Source organism: Mesorhizobium sp. M2A.F.Ca.ET.043.02.1.1, assembly GCF_003952405.1.
In the GTDB taxonomy this organism is placed as follows: domain Bacteria; phylum Pseudomonadota; class Alphaproteobacteria; order Rhizobiales; family Rhizobiaceae; genus Mesorhizobium.
Map to the genome: position 1 here is coordinate 6407356 of NZ_CP034445.1, position 13800 is coordinate 6421155.

At 62.4% G+C, this 13800-nt stretch carries 15 protein-coding genes and 1 tRNA gene; 6 read left to right on the top strand and 10 right to left on the bottom strand.

Annotation, left to right across the window (positions count from 1 at the left end; genetic code table 11):
- The first annotated feature begins 94 nt into the window (after positions 1–94).
- Both EJ068_RS30920 and EJ068_RS30925 read left to right on the top strand, forming a co-directional pair.
- A complete protein-coding gene (locus EJ068_RS30920; RefSeq protein ID WP_126082833.1) occupies positions 95–745 on the top strand; it encodes an OmpA family protein in 651 nt (216 codons plus the stop codon).
- A 249-nt stretch (positions 746–994) separates the two neighbouring features.
- Entirely contained in the window at positions 995–1603 is a 609-nt protein-coding gene (locus EJ068_RS30925; protein WP_127250810.1) for a hypothetical protein, read from the top strand.
- Positions 1604–1682: 79 nt separating this feature from the next.
- On the opposite strand, the gene EJ068_RS30930 is transcribed toward EJ068_RS30925, so the two are convergent.
- The 7 genes from EJ068_RS30930 to EJ068_RS30965 all read right to left on the bottom strand — a co-directional run bounded on the left by EJ068_RS30930 (position 1683) and on the right by EJ068_RS30965 (position 9154).
- Positions 1683–3221 carry a DEAD/DEAH box helicase gene (locus EJ068_RS30930; protein ID WP_189341986.1) on the bottom strand — a complete coding sequence of 513 codons (1539 nt, stop codon included), beginning with the start codon at positions 3219–3221 and terminating at the stop codon, positions 1683–1685.
- A 190-nt stretch (positions 3222–3411) separates the two neighbouring features.
- The gene (locus EJ068_RS30935) at positions 3412–4185 is read right to left on the bottom strand and encodes an NAD kinase (RefSeq protein WP_128314834.1); all 774 of its coding nucleotides are present in this window, start codon (positions 4183–4185) and stop codon (positions 3412–3414) included.
- Positions 4186–4609: 424 nt separating this feature from the next.
- Entirely contained in the window at positions 4610–5368 is a 759-nt protein-coding gene (locus EJ068_RS30945) for an MBL fold metallo-hydrolase (protein ID WP_127250807.1), read from the bottom strand.
- A gap of 3 nt (positions 5369–5371) precedes the next feature.
- Positions 5372–6436 carry an ABC transporter ATP-binding protein gene (locus EJ068_RS30950; protein ID WP_127250806.1) on the bottom strand — a complete coding sequence of 355 codons (1065 nt, stop codon included), beginning with the start codon at positions 6434–6436 and terminating at the stop codon, positions 5372–5374.
- On the bottom strand, positions 6433–7215 hold the full coding sequence (locus EJ068_RS30955; RefSeq protein WP_128298236.1) for an ABC transporter permease: 783 nt from the start codon (positions 7213–7215) through the stop codon (positions 6433–6435). The genes EJ068_RS30950 and EJ068_RS30955 overlap by 4 nt, the downstream gene beginning before the upstream one ends.
- Positions 7216–7217: 2 nt before the next feature.
- The gene (locus EJ068_RS30960; RefSeq protein WP_127252498.1) at positions 7218–8063 is read right to left on the bottom strand and encodes an ABC transporter permease; all 846 of its coding nucleotides are present in this window, start codon (positions 8061–8063) and stop codon (positions 7218–7220) included.
- Between the two features lie 8 nt (positions 8064–8071).
- Positions 8072–9154 (bottom strand): spermidine/putrescine ABC transporter substrate-binding protein, encoded by a 1083-nt coding sequence (locus EJ068_RS30965; RefSeq protein WP_127252499.1) that lies wholly within the window; start codon positions 9152–9154, stop codon positions 8072–8074.
- Positions 9155–9245: 91 nt separating this feature from the next.
- Here EJ068_RS30965 and EJ068_RS30970 point away from each other — a divergent pair, with 91 nt between their 5' ends.
- A complete protein-coding gene (locus tag EJ068_RS30970; protein WP_127252500.1) occupies positions 9246–9863 on the top strand; it encodes a TetR/AcrR family transcriptional regulator in 618 nt (205 codons plus the stop codon).
- 135 nt (positions 9864–9998) lie between these two features.
- Here EJ068_RS30970 and EJ068_RS30975 read toward each other — a convergent pair whose 3' ends face one another.
- Complete coding sequence (locus tag EJ068_RS30975; RefSeq protein WP_127386160.1) at positions 9999–11915, bottom strand: BTAD domain-containing putative transcriptional regulator; 1917 nt, start codon at positions 11913–11915, stop codon at positions 9999–10001.
- A 120-nt stretch (positions 11916–12035) separates the two neighbouring features.
- On the opposite strand from EJ068_RS30975, the gene EJ068_RS30980 reads away from it, so the two are divergent.
- Positions 12036–12236 (top strand): hypothetical protein, encoded by a 201-nt coding sequence (locus EJ068_RS30980; protein ID WP_127252503.1) that lies wholly within the window; start codon positions 12036–12038, stop codon positions 12234–12236.
- 42 nt (positions 12237–12278) lie between these two features.
- Here the strand turns inward: EJ068_RS30980 and EJ068_RS30985 are convergent.
- Positions 12279–12354 (bottom strand) — tRNA-Thr (locus EJ068_RS30985).
- 149 nt (positions 12355–12503) lie between these two features.
- Between EJ068_RS30985 and EJ068_RS30990 the strand changes: the two genes are divergently transcribed.
- Together EJ068_RS30990 and EJ068_RS30995 are read left to right on the top strand one after the other, a co-directional pair.
- Positions 12504–12671: a hypothetical protein gene (locus tag EJ068_RS30990; protein WP_095767587.1), complete on the top strand. Its 168-nt coding sequence runs from the start codon at positions 12504–12506 to the stop codon at positions 12669–12671.
- Positions 12672–12857: 186 nt separating this feature from the next.
- Positions 12858–13175 (top strand): BA14K family protein, encoded by a 318-nt coding sequence (locus tag EJ068_RS30995; protein ID WP_126082823.1) that lies wholly within the window; start codon positions 12858–12860, stop codon positions 13173–13175.
- A 114-nt stretch (positions 13176–13289) separates the two neighbouring features.
- Here EJ068_RS30995 and EJ068_RS31000 read toward each other — a convergent pair whose 3' ends face one another.
- Positions 13290–13709 (bottom strand): hypothetical protein, encoded by a 420-nt coding sequence (locus EJ068_RS31000; RefSeq protein WP_127252504.1) that lies wholly within the window; start codon positions 13707–13709, stop codon positions 13290–13292.
- Positions 13710–13800: the final 91 nt, after the last annotated feature.

Consider the following 13800-nt stretch of genomic DNA (forward strand, 5'->3'; position numbering starts at 1 on the left):
CGTTCCGTTTTTCGCCGCATTTCATGCTACAAGGCTGCGGAAGGGCTGATTTGGCTCGGCTGCAAGGGCCGCGAATTGGAGAGGGACCAATCTCATGAAGAAAACCGTGCTCGTCGTCGTGGCGACGGCTGTGCTGGTGAGCGCCTGCACCACCACCGATCCGTATACCGGCGACCAGAAGATTTCCAACACGGCGGCCGGCGCCGGCCTTGGCGCGCTGGCAGGCGCCAGCCTTGGTCTGCTTGCGGGCGGCAATGACCGCCGCAATGCGTTGATCGGCGCCGGCATCGGGGCGCTCGCCGGCGGCGCGATCGGCGCGACCATGGACCAGAACGAGGCCGAGCTTCGCCGTCAGTTGCAGGGCACCGGCGTCAGCGTCACCCGCAGCGGCGACCAGATCATCCTCAACATGCCGTCCGACATCACCTTCAACGTCGACCAGGACGCGGTGAAGCCGGGCTTCTATCCGGTGCTGAATTCGGTCGCGCTGGTGCTGAAGAAGTTCCGCCAGACCACGGTGGACGTGTTCGGCCACACCGATTCGACCGGCGGCGACGAACATAATTTCGACCTGTCGCAGCGCCGCGCGCTCGCCGTCGCCAATTATCTCGCCGGCCAGGGCGTCGATCAGCGCCGCTTCGCCGTCACCGGCTTCGGCAAGACGCGCCCGATCGCGTCCAATGCCACGGCCGCCGGCCGCGAGCAGAACCGGCGCGTCGAAATCCAGCTGTCGCCGCTCACCTGAAAGAGCCGCGCCCAACTGCGCAGCGCCATCGAAGCAAAACGGTCCCGTAAGGGGCCGTTTTTTGTTGGGATGTCCAAGGATGGGTCAAAGGTCGTAGGACATTAGCTTGTTCTAATTGATACTTTTCAAATCCAGGGAAAGGACTACCATTCCGCTGTTCCAGAGGGGATGGGGCGGTTAACCGGCCGCGCAATCACATCTGCCGCCCCGGTCTTGCACGGCCAGATCAAGGGAATCTGGGAGGAATGCATGACAAGAACAGCTCGCCTCGGGCGCTGCGGCGTCCTCGTTTTGACTGGCCTTTTGGGCGCATGGCTCGGAGCCGCCACAGCCCGGGCAGAGGATGCCAGCAAGGCCGATATCGAAGCCCTGAAGAAATCGCTGGCCAAATATGAAGATTACACCGCCGCCATCCGCGACCTCTATCTGTCGACCGAAGGCTGCGTCTACTATGGCGGCGAGAAGATTGACGGCGCGATGTACTATCCTAAGGGCGCCATGGGCGTCCATTTCGTCAATGTCCCGAGCATCGGCAAGCCGCTCGACCCGATGAAGCCCAACGTCCTGATCTACGAGCCGACGAAGAAGGGTTTGAAGTTGGTCGCCGTGGAATGGCTGGTCCCATTGACGCCGGACGTGAAGGAGGTTCCGACACTGTTCGGCCAGAAGTTCATGGGACCGATGGAAGGGCACTACCCGCTCATCCCGCGGGAGTTCGTCCACTACGACCTGCATGCCTGGCTGTTCAGGGACAACCCGAACGGCATGTTCACCCCGACGAACCCGAACGTGAAATGCACCAAGGCCGAGTTCCCGATGCTGGAAAAACCGACCAAGATGATGCCTGGACCGATGTAGGGCAGGGCGTGCCAGCCAGCGCAAAAAAGGAAACGGCCCAAACCGGGCCGTTTTCATGTCTGCTTCTACAGGTGGAGCTTCAGACTTTCGCGACAATCCGCATGAAGGCCGGCACGTCGTCGCCGAAACCGACGGTCGCGTCGTCTTCCTCGCGATGGCGGCCGGGGCGGTCGCGCTGTGGGCGGGCGTCGCCGCGGTGCTCGTGACGGTTGCCCGAACCCTTGCGCTCGTTCTCGGAACGGATCGCGTCCTTGCGGGCGCGGCGTTCGGCGATATCGGCAACTTCGGCGACCGGCTGCTCTTCGCGCACGGCTTCGGGAGCCTCGTCGCGCTTGGCGTGGCGGTCCTTCTTGCGATCGCCGCGATCCTTGCGGTCGTCGTCCTTGCGGCCGGCGCGACGCGGGGCACCGCGGCCGCGGCGCGGCTGCTCCTCGCCTTCGCTTTCGGTCACGGTCGACAGGTCACCGTCATGCCATTCGATCTTGGTGCCGATCAGCCTCTCGATCGCGTCGACATATTTGGTGTCGGAGCGGGTGGCGATGGTGAAGGACTTGCCGGCGCGCCCGGCGCGGCCGGTGCGGCCGATCCTGTGGACATAGTCCTCGGCATGGATCGGCACGTCGTAGTTGAAGACATGGCTGACATCGGGAATGTCGAGGCCGCGCGCGGCGACGTCCGAGGCAACGAGATAGCGCAGCTTGCCGTCGCGGAAATTGTTGAGCATCTGCATGCGGGCGCGCTGGTCCATGTCGCCATGCAGCGCGCCGGCATCGAAATCATGCTTCAAAAGCGACCGGAACAGCTCCGACACTTCGACCTTGCGGTTGCAGAAGATGATGGCGTTCTTCAGGTCGGCGTCTTCGGCCTTGATCAGATTGCGCAGCGTCTCGCGCTTCTCCCAAGGCTTGTTGCCGGACTTCACCAGCCGCTGCGTGATGCTGGTCGCGGTGGAGGCGGCCTTGGAGACCTCGACGCGCACCGGCGCGTGCAGGAACTTCTCGGTGAGCTTGGTGATTTCCGGCGGCATCGTCGCCGAGAAGAACAGCGTTTGGCGCGTGAACGGGATCATCTCGCAGATGCGCTCGATGTCGGGAATGAAGCCCATGTCGAGCATGCGGTCGGCCTCGTCGATGACGAGGATCTCGACGCCGTTGAGCAGGAGCTTGCCGCGCTCGCGATGGTCGAGCAGGCGGCCCGGTGTCGCGATCAGCACGTCGGCGCCGCGCTCGAGCTTCTTGTCCTGCTCGTCGAAGGAGACGCCGCCGATCAGAAGCGCGATGTTGAGCTTGTGGTTCTTGCCGTATTTGATGAAGTTTTCCTCGACCTGCGCGGCGAGCTCACGCGTGGGTTCGAGGATCAGCGTGCGTGGCATGCGCGCGCGGGCGCGACCCTTTTCCAATCGCGTCAGCATCGGCAGCACGAAGGAAGCGGTCTTGCCGGTGCCGGTCTGGGCAATGCCCAACACATCCTTGCCGAGCAGCGCATGCGGGATGGCGCCGGCCTGGATCGGAGTCGGCTTGGTGTAGCCGGCATCTGAGACTGCGGAGAGGACCTTGGGCGAAAGGCCAAGGTCTGAAAATGTCAACGCTTCTTGAACGGTCTGGGTGTCTGAGGACAAGTGTTTGTTGTCTTTGGCTGGTTCGGGAAATCGCAACGCGTGTTGCGGCAGGCGCCGCGCGCCTGCAAGATCGCGGTTGCAGTTAGGCGCAAGTCCGCGATTTGTCAACACAAACAGCCGGAAATCCCGGTGATTGTGAAGACGTAACCTTAATCGCGATGCTTAATCGAACAGGTATCGTTGCGCCGGCTCAGTAGCGGAACTGCTCGGCAAGGATGCGTTCGTTCCAGGAATGGTTCGGATCGAACAGCAAAGTTGCCGTCGCGGTCGGCGATTCCCGCACGGTGACGGAAGCCACGGCCTTAACCTCGGTGTGGTCCGCGGCGGCATTCACAGGACGCTTTTCGGCTTCGAGAATGTCGAAGCGCACGGTCGCCTTGTTGGACAGCAGCGCCCCGCGCCAGCGGCGCGGCCGGAAAGGGCTGACCGGCGTCAATGCCAGGAGCGGCGCATCGAGCGGCAAAATCGGCCCGTGCGCCGACAGATTGTAGGCCGTCGAGCCGGCGGGGGTGGCGATCATGACGCCGTCGCAGTTCAACTCCTCCAACCGCACCTGGCCGTCGACAGTGATGCGGATCTTCGCGGTTTGGTAGGACTGGCGCCACAGCGCCACCTCGTTGATGGCCGGCGCCGAAATGGATTCGCCGTCATGCGTCACGGCGACCATTTCCAACGGCCGGATCGTCTCGGCAACGGCGTTGGCGATGCGCTCCTCGAGACCGCCGGCGCGATATTCATTCATCAGGAAGCCGATGGTGCCCCGGTTCATGCCGTAGACCTTCTTGCCCGTGCTCATCGTCTCGCGCAGCGTCTGCAGTAGAAAACCGTCGCCGCCGAGCGCGATGATGATCTCCGCCTCAGCGACAGGCACCTGCCCATAGCGCGCCGACAGGCTTTCCCTCGCGGCGAGGGCGTCGTCGGTGTCGGAAGAGACGAAGGCGAAACGGCTGGCGGCTTTGCTCATGGCTCCCGGAGGGCGACCGTCTGCGGGGCCGCGCCGGCGACGGCGTAGCATGCGCCGCCCATATCTGTGAAGGGCGGCGTGCCGGCTGGCGGGTCACCAGTCGCGCTTCGTGACAGGCGCGAGATGAATGTGATGGCCGCAATGGTTAAGAGGAGGCTTAAACACTCGTAAAGGCGGATCGATCATGTTAGCCGACAGTGGATGGGTTGGCGGGGGCTGGCCAGTCGAGAGACCTGTCTATTGCCGGTAACGCGTCTGATCATAGTCTTCCTGATGATGGGAAGTTTCGCGCTTATGTTCGCCGAACTCGTGCGTCATTCGGAAGAGACGAGCCAGCGGCCGCAGCCGACAGCTTCCCGTTGCGGCGATGCCACCGGGACCCCTTGTCCGCAACGGGCGCTGTAGGCTTCGCTTTTCCGCTCGCTCAACCGCCCTGCAGGTGGCAGCCCGCCTTGCGTTTGCCCGCGACATATTCGTCGATGAGCTGGCGGTAGCGCACCTTGCCGAAGCTTGGGAAATGGCCGCCATGCACGACCGACACGTCCAGGTCGCGTATGGCCAGCAGCGTCCCGACATAATCATCAATGACTGAGTGGTAGACGTCGTCAATCAGCGGCCCGTCATAGACGATGTCGCCGGACAAGAGGATGCCGGTCTTCTTCTCGTAGAGCGCGATGCCGCCCGGTGAGTGACCCGGCGTGTGTATGACCTCGAAGGCGCGGTCGCCGAGATCGACGATGTCGCCGTGTTCAAGCAACCGGCCGGCCGGCGCGGGCAGGATGCGATAGCGCGCCGTATCCCAGCCTTCCGGTGCGCCGTCGAACATCTCCTCATTGGCGTAGCGATCGGCGACCGTCCATTCGTTGCGCGGATCGGCGAGGATTGCCGCCTCGGCCGAATGCACGCAGCGGTCCGGGAACTCGTGGTGGCAGCCGATATGGTCGAAATGCGTGTGGCTGGCCACGCAGGTGAGCTTGCGCTCGCTGACAAGCGGCACGTGGCTTCTCAGGCTGAAATGGCCAAGGCCGGTGTCGAACAACAGGTCGCGGTCGCGCCCGCGCACATGCCAGATGTTGCAGCGGAAGAACGGCTTGATCCATGGCTCATGGATGAGCGTGATGTCGTCGCCCATGCGGATGGTTTCGTACCAGTCCGGAGCCTCGATGACCGGAAGCGTGCTCATGGATCAGTCCGCCAGCAGGATGATGTCTTGAGCGTTGCACGAAATCGCTATCGTGTCGCCCGCCTGAACGGTGGCGGAAGCGGAAGCCTTGGCGATGAACTGCAGTGCGGCATCGAGCATCGAGGCAGCCAGCACGCGCTTGAAACTGCCCTGGAAGACGACATCGCCGACCTTGGCGTCGCCGAGCGCGACATTGCCTTTCGCTTCGCCGAGAACCAGGTGCTCGGGCCGGATGGCGAGCGCGACCGTGGCGCCGGCAGTCGATGCGCCGGGCAGCGAGACCGGCCCGACCGCCGTCGAGACGGTGACGATCCCGTTCTCCGCTTCGGTCACGGTGCCGGCAAGAATGGTGCTTTCGCCCATGAAGGTCGCCGAGAAGCGCGTCTTGGGCCGCGCATAAACGCGCTCGGGCGGGCCTTCGTCCTCGATGCGGCCGTCATTCATCACCACGCAATGATCGGCCAGCGCCATCGCTTCTTCCTGGTCATGCGTGACATGGACGAAGGCGGTGCCGACACGCTTCTGGATCGCTTTCAGCTCGTCCTGCATCTGCCGCCGCAGCTTGAGATCGAGCGCGCCGAGCGGCTCGTCGAGCAAAAGCACCGCCGGTTCGATGACGAGCGCACGGGCCAGCGCCACGCGCTGGCGCTGGCCGCCGGAGAGCTGATGCGGCTTCTTGTCGAAGGCGGCCGCCAGCCCGACGAGGGCAAGCGCATCGCGCGCCTTCGCCGCCCGGGTCGCGCCGTCGACGCCCTGCATGCGCAAGCCGAAACCGACATTGCCGCCGACGCTCATATGCGGAAACAGCGCATAATCCTGGAACACGGTGGTCGTCGGGCGCTTGGCCGGCGGCACGGCGGTGCAGTCCGCGCCCCGGATGAACACCTTGCCTTCGCTGGGCGTGACGAAGCCGCCAAGGATCGAAAGCAGCGTCGTCTTGCCGGAACCCGACGGCCCAAGCAGGATCGTGTAGCTGCCGGGGTCGATCGCCAGCGAAACATTCTTCAGCACCGGGAACTGGCCGAAGCGATGCGAGACGTTGCGGATGTCGACGAGGGGCGCGCTCATGCCGGCTTTCTCCGCAGCAGCGTCAGTTCGAAAAACACAACTAGGACAATAGAGACGGCAAAGACCAGTGAGCCGACGGCATTGGTCTTGGGGTTGAGGCCGGAGCGCAGGAGATTCCAGATCTCCACCGGCAGCGTCGTCTCGAAGCGGGTGAGCAGGAAGGAGATGACGAACTCGTCCCAGGAAAATGTCATCGACAGGAAGAAGCCGGCGAAGATCGCCGGCGCCATCACCGGCACCGTGATCATGAGCAGCACCTTCCACTCGGCGGCGCCGAGGTCGCGCGCGGCGCGCTCGATGTTGATCTGGTGGTCGCCCATCTGGCTGTAGATGATGGCGAAGCAGAGCGGCAGGTTGATCACGACATGGCCGATGCCTGCCGCAAGCAGCGATTTCGGCACGCCGGCCCAGTTGAACAGCACCAGCAGCCCCATGCCGATGATCAGATAGCTGACGGTGAGCGGCAGCGTGATCAGCCCGCGCAGCAAGGCCGAGCCCGGCAGGACGAAGCGCGCGAAACCCCAGGCGGACAGAAATCCGAGCGTGACCGATGCGAGCGAGGACAGCACCGCCACCAGCAGTGAATTGACCAGCGCTGAGGTGAGCCTCGCGTCTGAAAGCACCGCCTGGTACCAGCGCAGCGACGGGCCGGTGAAAGGCGGTATAGGGAAGGAGGTTGCCTGCAGCGAGAACAGCACCAGCACCACCACCGGCAGGAAGATGAAGCCATAGACGGCGACGGCGTAGAGCCAGGCGGCGAAGCGGACGGCGGCGCGCATCGTCAGGCCCGCTCGATCTTCAGCCAGCGCGCGCAGGCGAGATAGGCGATGGTGACGACAGCCATCAGGATGATCGACAGCGCGGAGGCCAGCGAGAAATCGCCGCGCCGGCCGATCTGCATCATAACCAGCTGCGGCATGACCAGCTCGTTGTTGCCGCCAAGAATCTGCGGCGTGATGTAGTCGCCGATGCAGAGCACGAAGGTAAGGAAGGCGCCGACCATGATGCCGGGCAGGGTCAGCGGCAGCACGACATGCAGGAAAGTCCGCACCGGCCCGGCGCCGAGATCGGCGGCAGCCTTGCGGTAGCTCGGGCTGAGCTGCTTCAGATTGGCGAAGATCGTCAGCGTCAACAGCATGACGAAGAAATGCACGAAGCCGGTGACGGTGGCGAAACGCGTGTTGGCGAGCTGCAGCGGCTCGGCGATGAGGCCGACGCCGGTCAGCGCCCGGTTGATGACGCCGTTCTGCGCCAGCACCAGCAGCCAGGAATAGGAGCGCACGACATAGGAGGTCCAGAACGGCAGCACGGCCAGCATAAGCGCCAGCCGCTGCCAGCGCTCCGGGACCATTTCCGCGAGGATCCAGGCGAAGGGATAGGCGAGCAGGATCGAGATCACGGTGACGATAGCCGTGACCTCCAGCGAGTTCACCATCGCCCGCCAATAGGACGGATCGGTGAAGAACTGGCTGTAATTGGCCAAGGTGAAACCGCCGCCTTCATGCGCCGTGAGGCTGGAAAACCCCATGGCGATGAGGGGCAGCACGAAGAACAGCAGCGTCCACGCCAGCGCCGGCGTGACCAGCGCCCAAGGCAGGGCACGCGAGTTGCTTCCAGAAACGCTCATCGGCCGATTTACTGCGCCTGCAGCATTTCGGTCCACATGTCCTGCATCTTCTTGTCGAGGTCGGCGTTCGGCGCCGGATAGGCCTGGGCGCGGGCGAGGAAGCCGGGCTGCTCGTCGAAGCGCAGGATCTTCTTCTGCTCGTCGGTCAGCGCCGCCTTGGTGTTCGCCGGCATGCCCCAGTAGCAGGACGAGGTGGCAAGCCGCGCCTGGCCCTCAGGGCTCATGATGTACTGGATGAATTTCAGCGCCATGTCCTTGTTCTTGGAATCCTTGAACATGGCGAGCGACTGCGACCACAGCACCGCGCCTTCTTTCGGGATCGAGAAGTCGAGCGCCGGATTTTCCTTGGCAAGGCCCGCCGTGACCCATTCGCCGCCGCCGACAAGAACGTCCACCTCGCCGGTGGCCAATGCGGTCTGGCTGGCGGTGACCTCGCCGACCAGCTTGGCGTTGGCCTTCATCTTGAGGAGCTCGGCCTTGAGTGCCGGCAGGTCGGCCTCGGTGAGGTCGGCGGTCTTCTTGCCGATCGCCAGAGCCGCCATGCCGATCACCGGCAGGTAGTAATCGTAGATCGCGAGCTTGCCCTTGTATTTGTCGCTGGTGAGCGAGGCCAGCGACTGCATGTCGGCCGGGTCGACCTTGGTCTTGTTGAAGCCGATCGTGTTGTAGCCGAACTTTTCGGTGATGCCGTAGCGCTTGCCGTCGACGATGGTCGACTTGTCCATCTTCACTTCCGGGAAGAGGTCGGCGAAGGGCAATTTGTCCTCGGGCAGCGGCTCGAACAGGCCTTTCTCGACACCGCGCGGCACGTCGATGGAATCGATCACCATCACGTCCCAGTCGCCGGGCTGCGACTGGTCGACGATGGCCAGCCCCGCGCCGGTGCCCTCGAATTCCTTGACGTTGACCTTGACGTCGTTGGCCTTCTCGAATGGCTCGAGCAGCGCCGGATCGGAGTGGTCGCACCAGATCAGCGCATTGAGATCGGCGGCCTCAGCGCCACCGGCTGCAAGAAGCAGCGCGGCGACCGCGCAAGCGGCTGCGAGATGGGACTTGAGGGTGGAAAGCGGATTGCGGGCGTTGACGGTCATCGAGTGTTCTCCCTGCCTTGCTGGCTTGTTGGAAGAAAAGTTGAACCGATTCTAAAATTGAGTCAATTATGATTTTGGCAAAGAGGCCGATATGAGCGGATTGCGCGAACGGCAGAAGGCGGACAGGCACCGCCGCATCATCGATGCGGCCACCGCGCTGTTTCGCGAGGCCGGCTACGAAGGCGCCAAGATCGAGGCGATCGCCGCGCAAGCCGAGGTCTCGATCGGCACGATCTACAATTACTACCAGAACAAGGGGGACATCCTAGGCGCCATCGTTTCCATGGAGGTCAACGAGGTGCTGAATGCCGGGCGAGGCGTGGTCGCCAGCCCGCCCGCCAATGTCGGCGACGCGCTCGACACGCTGATCGGCATCTATATCGAGCACTCGCTGAATTACCTCAGCAAGGAAATGTGGCGCCAGGCGATGGCGATTTCGACGCAACTGCCCGACAGCCTCTTCGGCCAGACCTACACCGCGCTCGACCGGGAACTGACCCGGCAGATCAGCGCGCTGATCGCCCGCCTGCAGCAGATCGGCCTTGTGCGCGCCGACATCGACGGCTCGGCGGTGGGCGAGCTGATCTTCAACAACATGAACATGATGTTCATCGAGTTCGTGAAACGCGACGAGGCGAGGATACCGGAGCTGAGGGCGGCGATACGAAGGCAGAACCGGGTGCTGGTGGCGGCGATATCCGGGGTGTGAGCGCGTCACAAACAGCAACGCTATTCCTCACTGACGTGCCCCTCCGCGCAGGGAGCCATTCCTTTCACATTCTGAGCTTTCGTCGATTGAGGCATGGCGGTTTGCGGGCGGAGAACCGGTCGAGCATTGCGACTTTCATCCATCGGGTATGCCGAGAGCAAGAAGGTCGTTCCGAAGGCCCTCAAGGATTTTTGGGTCCCGATATGGGTCTATTAGAACGGCGCTGACGGTTAGGCCGGGTTTGGCGGCCAGGCATTGCCTGACTGCGTCGGCAGCGAGAGCGACGTCGCCCTCCCGCAAATGGCAAACTGCAAGAAACGCGTATGACCAAAATGAGTAGGAGTTGAGATTGCGGTAGGACTTTATTGCCTCCGAATGCCGTCCGAGAGCCAAAAGAATCTGCCCCCGCACGTCCCAGAACCAATCGTAAGTCAGCGGATCACGCGCGACACATGCGTCAATATCGGACAACCCTTCCGCGTGCTGACCGATATAGCTGCGGCACAAACCGCGGATTGCTCGAACCCAGATGTCATTGGGATTGAGGCTCACGCCCTGGTCCAGGTGGGCAAGAGCCTCATCGAGTTGCCCCAGGAACATGAGCGGGTGAGCCATCGCCTTATGGGACCACGCCTGTTGCGGTCCGAGTTTGAGGGCTCGGCGACCATGAGCCAAAGCCGTCTCGAGTAGTTCTCGATTGTGCGGATTCGCCTCGAGCAGCCATCTTGTCGAAAGTACGATCGCCATCATGGCATGGATCGACGCGACGTTCGGGTCCAGTTCGATCGCCCTGACGAGGTAAGGCTCCGCTTCCAGGATAGTGTCATAGCGAACGAAGCGAACGCGGGCCTGCAGGTAAAGTTCATAGGCATCAAGTTGAGTAATAGGAACACGCCGTATTTTCTCTACGCTTGAAATCCGGATCGTTCCCGCAACGATCGTGGCCACGCTTCTGGCGATCTCGTCCTGAAGATCGAAAATGTCGACGAGTTCTCGATCAAATCGATCTGCCCATATTTGATTGCCGGACCGTATATCTATGAGTTGGGACGAAATCCGCACCCGGTTGCCGGCACGGCGGACGCTTCCTTGAACAAGGTAGTCGGCAGACAACTGCTTCGCGACGGTGGAGGTGTCGGCAACTCTGCCCTTGAAGGTGAAGGATGAATTGCGGGCAATGACGTGAAGTTCACCAAATCTGCCCAGGTCGGTAATGATATCCTCTGTAATTCCGTCGCTGAAATAGTCCTGATCGGAATCGCCGCTCATGTTCTCGAAGGGAAGAACCGCTATCACCGGGCTGTGGCTAGATGGACCCTTGCCAGATCGCGTGACCGACGTCTCGTCCAGCACACGGCGCAATTGCTGAAGTTGGTCGCCGGGATCCACGTTCAACTCGCGCTTTAGCAGCAGCTTGCATGCCTCGTACTGCTTGATGGCAAGAGCCGTCTGGCCCATGGAGACATGGGCCTGAACCAAGGCAATGTGTGACTGTTCGCGTAGGGGTTCGAGGGCCACCAGCCGCTCAGCCACCGCGACACGCTCGCTACCGCTCACCGATGCTGCCAGGGACTCGAGCACACGAATGGCTCGGGCCAACAAGTCGGCGCGGACGTCGCGCAGCCAGTCTTCGAAGACGCCGTCCGTCGAACTCAGGCCGTCAAGGAAAGGCCCGGCATAGAGATCCGCCGCTTGCCGGAGCCCAGCGGCATCGCGGCTTGCGGAGGCGGCGATGAACTCCGTCACGTCGACCGATATGCGTCTTGGACTGAGCGCGACACGATCTCCGATGAGAATTAGAGTATCGGCTTCCTGATCGGCAAAATCCTTGCGCATGGAAGCCAGGGCCTGCCGCAGGCTATTTCTGGCCTGCTCCTCGCCTCGATCCCCCCACAAGAGCCCGGCGAGCTTCTGGCGGGTCGCCTCATGGTTCGGCGCCAAGGCGAGTACGCCCAGAAGCGCTCGGTTCTTCCTGGCGGGCACCTCTAGCCTCGTTCCCTCCCGAGACGTCAGGCGAAACCCGCCCAGCAGATCGAGCCGCGCCAAGCTCATCGCGATTTGCTCTGAATTTCGATTTCTTGCGCGATTTTCACGCGGCTTTTCACAGCCACCTCACGCCCTTCGTTCCACGTTGCCCTTCGATGACTAAACAACATCTGAGGGGAAACTCCAATGTCCGTAGCACCGGAGGCTTTGAAAAAGGCAAACGAGATTCGCATAGCCGATTGCGCGAGACTGCCGGGAACCGATTTCCGTCGATATTTCTGCAAGCTGCCAATGGCTTACGCCACCGCTATCTGGGCGGCCTACAGCGTTGCGATTGGTTTCAGCTCAAACACCTGTCGCTTCGGCGAGGACGTTGGCGAGCTTTGATCCTTGACAGACGACAAAAGAAACACGCGCAATATATCTGGCTGGTGCCCCCGGCAGGGATCGAACCCGCGACCTTCGGTTTACAAAACCGCTGCTCTACCAGCTGAGCTACAAGGGCATGGGCGCTCCGGTAGCATATTTCGTGCGCCAGTAAAGACAAAACTCCGTTTTGGGTTGCTGATGGACGGTGCCGCTTGGCCGGCATGCTGAAAAGTGGCGCGCGGCTTCCTACATCCTGTCCAGGTAATCGCATCGAACGGGTGCCGCATGATCAGATTCGTCATCATCCTGCCGCTCATAGTCGTGACCTGGCTTCTCCTGGTGAAGGTCGTCAGCGATCTGAAGAAGGCCAATATCGACTGGACCGGCGTCGCCACCTTCGTCGGCTTCATCGTGCTGGCCTTCTGGCTGAGGCATGTCACGGGGATGGGGTGAAGGGAGTGAGTAGGGAACAGTCAGTAGTGGGTAGGGTGGCACGCTCGGCGCCCCGACTACTCACTACTCACTCGACTTTCATAGTCGCTCAAAAAATCTCGGAAAAATTTCGAACCTTTCTCGAGGCCGCGACGACAGACGATCAAGAGGCGGATGGTCGCCTCTCCAATGAAACAGGAGATCGTCATGTTCAAGCGCACCATCGTTTCCGGCCTCATCGCCACCACCGTCGCCGCCGGCTCGCTCGTCGGCACCGTCCAGCCTTCGGCCGCCCACGGCCATCATCACCGCCGCGAGCTCGGCATCGGCATCGCCGCCGGCGTCGGCGGCTTCGTGCTCGGCAGCCTGCTCGCCCAGCAGCAGCCCCGCACCGTCTATGTCGAGGAAGGCGGCTACGAAGGTTCCTGGCATGTTCGCCGCTGCATGGCCCGCTACGGCAGCTATGACCCGGATACGAACACCTATATCGGCTACGACGGTTACCCGCACTATTGCCATCTGTAAGAAAAGGCGGGCGAGGAAAGAGGGGCTGCGCGCAGCCCCTTTTCTTGCGTTCGAGCGTTAGACATTCGCCTGATTGGCTGGATTTGAAGCGAACAGCTTTCCGGCCTCGCCGACTTAGGAATTGGGCTTCAGCTCCGGCATCGCCAGTCCGGCCGCCTTGCAGGCGCCGCTGACTGAGGCGTCATTTATCGCGACGAGTTCGAAACTGTTTCCGGCATCGGGATAGATCTTGCCGATGAAAGGCTCGTTGCCGCCCGAAGAACCCTTGTCGTCGACATAGCCGCACACCACGATTTCGTGGCGGCCGTTCAAACTGCGTTCTCCGGCGAGCATCGTTCCGAACTTGGCGGCGAGCGGGTTCTTCAGGTGCTGGCGGACGCCGGCGGTGACGATCTCCTCCATCGCCAGCGAGATCGGAACAGGATCGACCAGCGGGTTGCCGCTGGGATTGCCGATGGGTTCGACCGGCGCCGGTGCCGCCGCCACGCATCCGCAAAGCGAAGCGGCGGATAGAAGGACGACTGTTTTCCGCATCCGTGCCCTTTCGCACGCATCCCGACGCCCCGGCAAGATGGTCAAGCCGGTGGTCCGGCCTGCCTATGCCCGGTCGGATCCTGCCAGGCAA

Excerpts from the sequence above, each read along its gene's own strand:
- EJ068_RS30920 (WP_126082833.1), top strand. The coding sequence starts at position 95 with ATGAAGAAAACCGTGCTCGTCGTCGTGGCGACGGCTGTGCTGGTGAGC.
- EJ068_RS30925 (WP_127250810.1), top strand. The coding sequence starts at position 995 with ATGACAAGAACAGCTCGCCTCGGGCGCTGCGGCGTCCTCGTTTTGACT.
- EJ068_RS30935 (WP_128314834.1), bottom strand. The coding sequence starts at position 4,185 with ATGAGCAAAGCCGCCAGCCGTTTCGCCTTCGTCTCTTCCGACACCGAC.
- EJ068_RS30945 (WP_127250807.1), bottom strand. The coding sequence starts at position 5,368 with ATGAGCACGCTTCCGGTCATCGAGGCTCCGGACTGGTACGAAACCATC.
- EJ068_RS30950 (WP_127250806.1), bottom strand. The coding sequence starts at position 6,436 with ATGAGCGCGCCCCTCGTCGACATCCGCAACGTCTCGCATCGCTTCGGC.
- EJ068_RS30955 (WP_128298236.1), bottom strand. The coding sequence starts at position 7,215 with ATGCGCGCCGCCGTCCGCTTCGCCGCCTGGCTCTACGCCGTCGCCGTC.
- EJ068_RS30960 (WP_127252498.1), bottom strand. The coding sequence starts at position 8,063 with ATGAGCGTTTCTGGAAGCAACTCGCGTGCCCTGCCTTGGGCGCTGGTC.
- EJ068_RS30965 (WP_127252499.1), bottom strand. The coding sequence starts at position 9,154 with ATGACCGTCAACGCCCGCAATCCGCTTTCCACCCTCAAGTCCCATCTC.
- EJ068_RS30970 (WP_127252500.1), top strand. The coding sequence starts at position 9,246 with ATGAGCGGATTGCGCGAACGGCAGAAGGCGGACAGGCACCGCCGCATC.
- EJ068_RS30975 (WP_127386160.1), bottom strand. The coding sequence starts at position 11,915 with ATGAGCTTGGCGCGGCTCGATCTGCTGGGCGGGTTTCGCCTGACGTCT.
- EJ068_RS30980 (WP_127252503.1), top strand. The coding sequence starts at position 12,036 with ATGTCCGTAGCACCGGAGGCTTTGAAAAAGGCAAACGAGATTCGCATA.
- EJ068_RS30990 (WP_095767587.1), top strand. The coding sequence starts at position 12,504 with ATGATCAGATTCGTCATCATCCTGCCGCTCATAGTCGTGACCTGGCTT.
- EJ068_RS30995 (WP_126082823.1), top strand. The coding sequence starts at position 12,858 with ATGTTCAAGCGCACCATCGTTTCCGGCCTCATCGCCACCACCGTCGCC.
- EJ068_RS31000 (WP_127252504.1), bottom strand. The coding sequence starts at position 13,709 with ATGCGGAAAACAGTCGTCCTTCTATCCGCCGCTTCGCTTTGCGGATGC.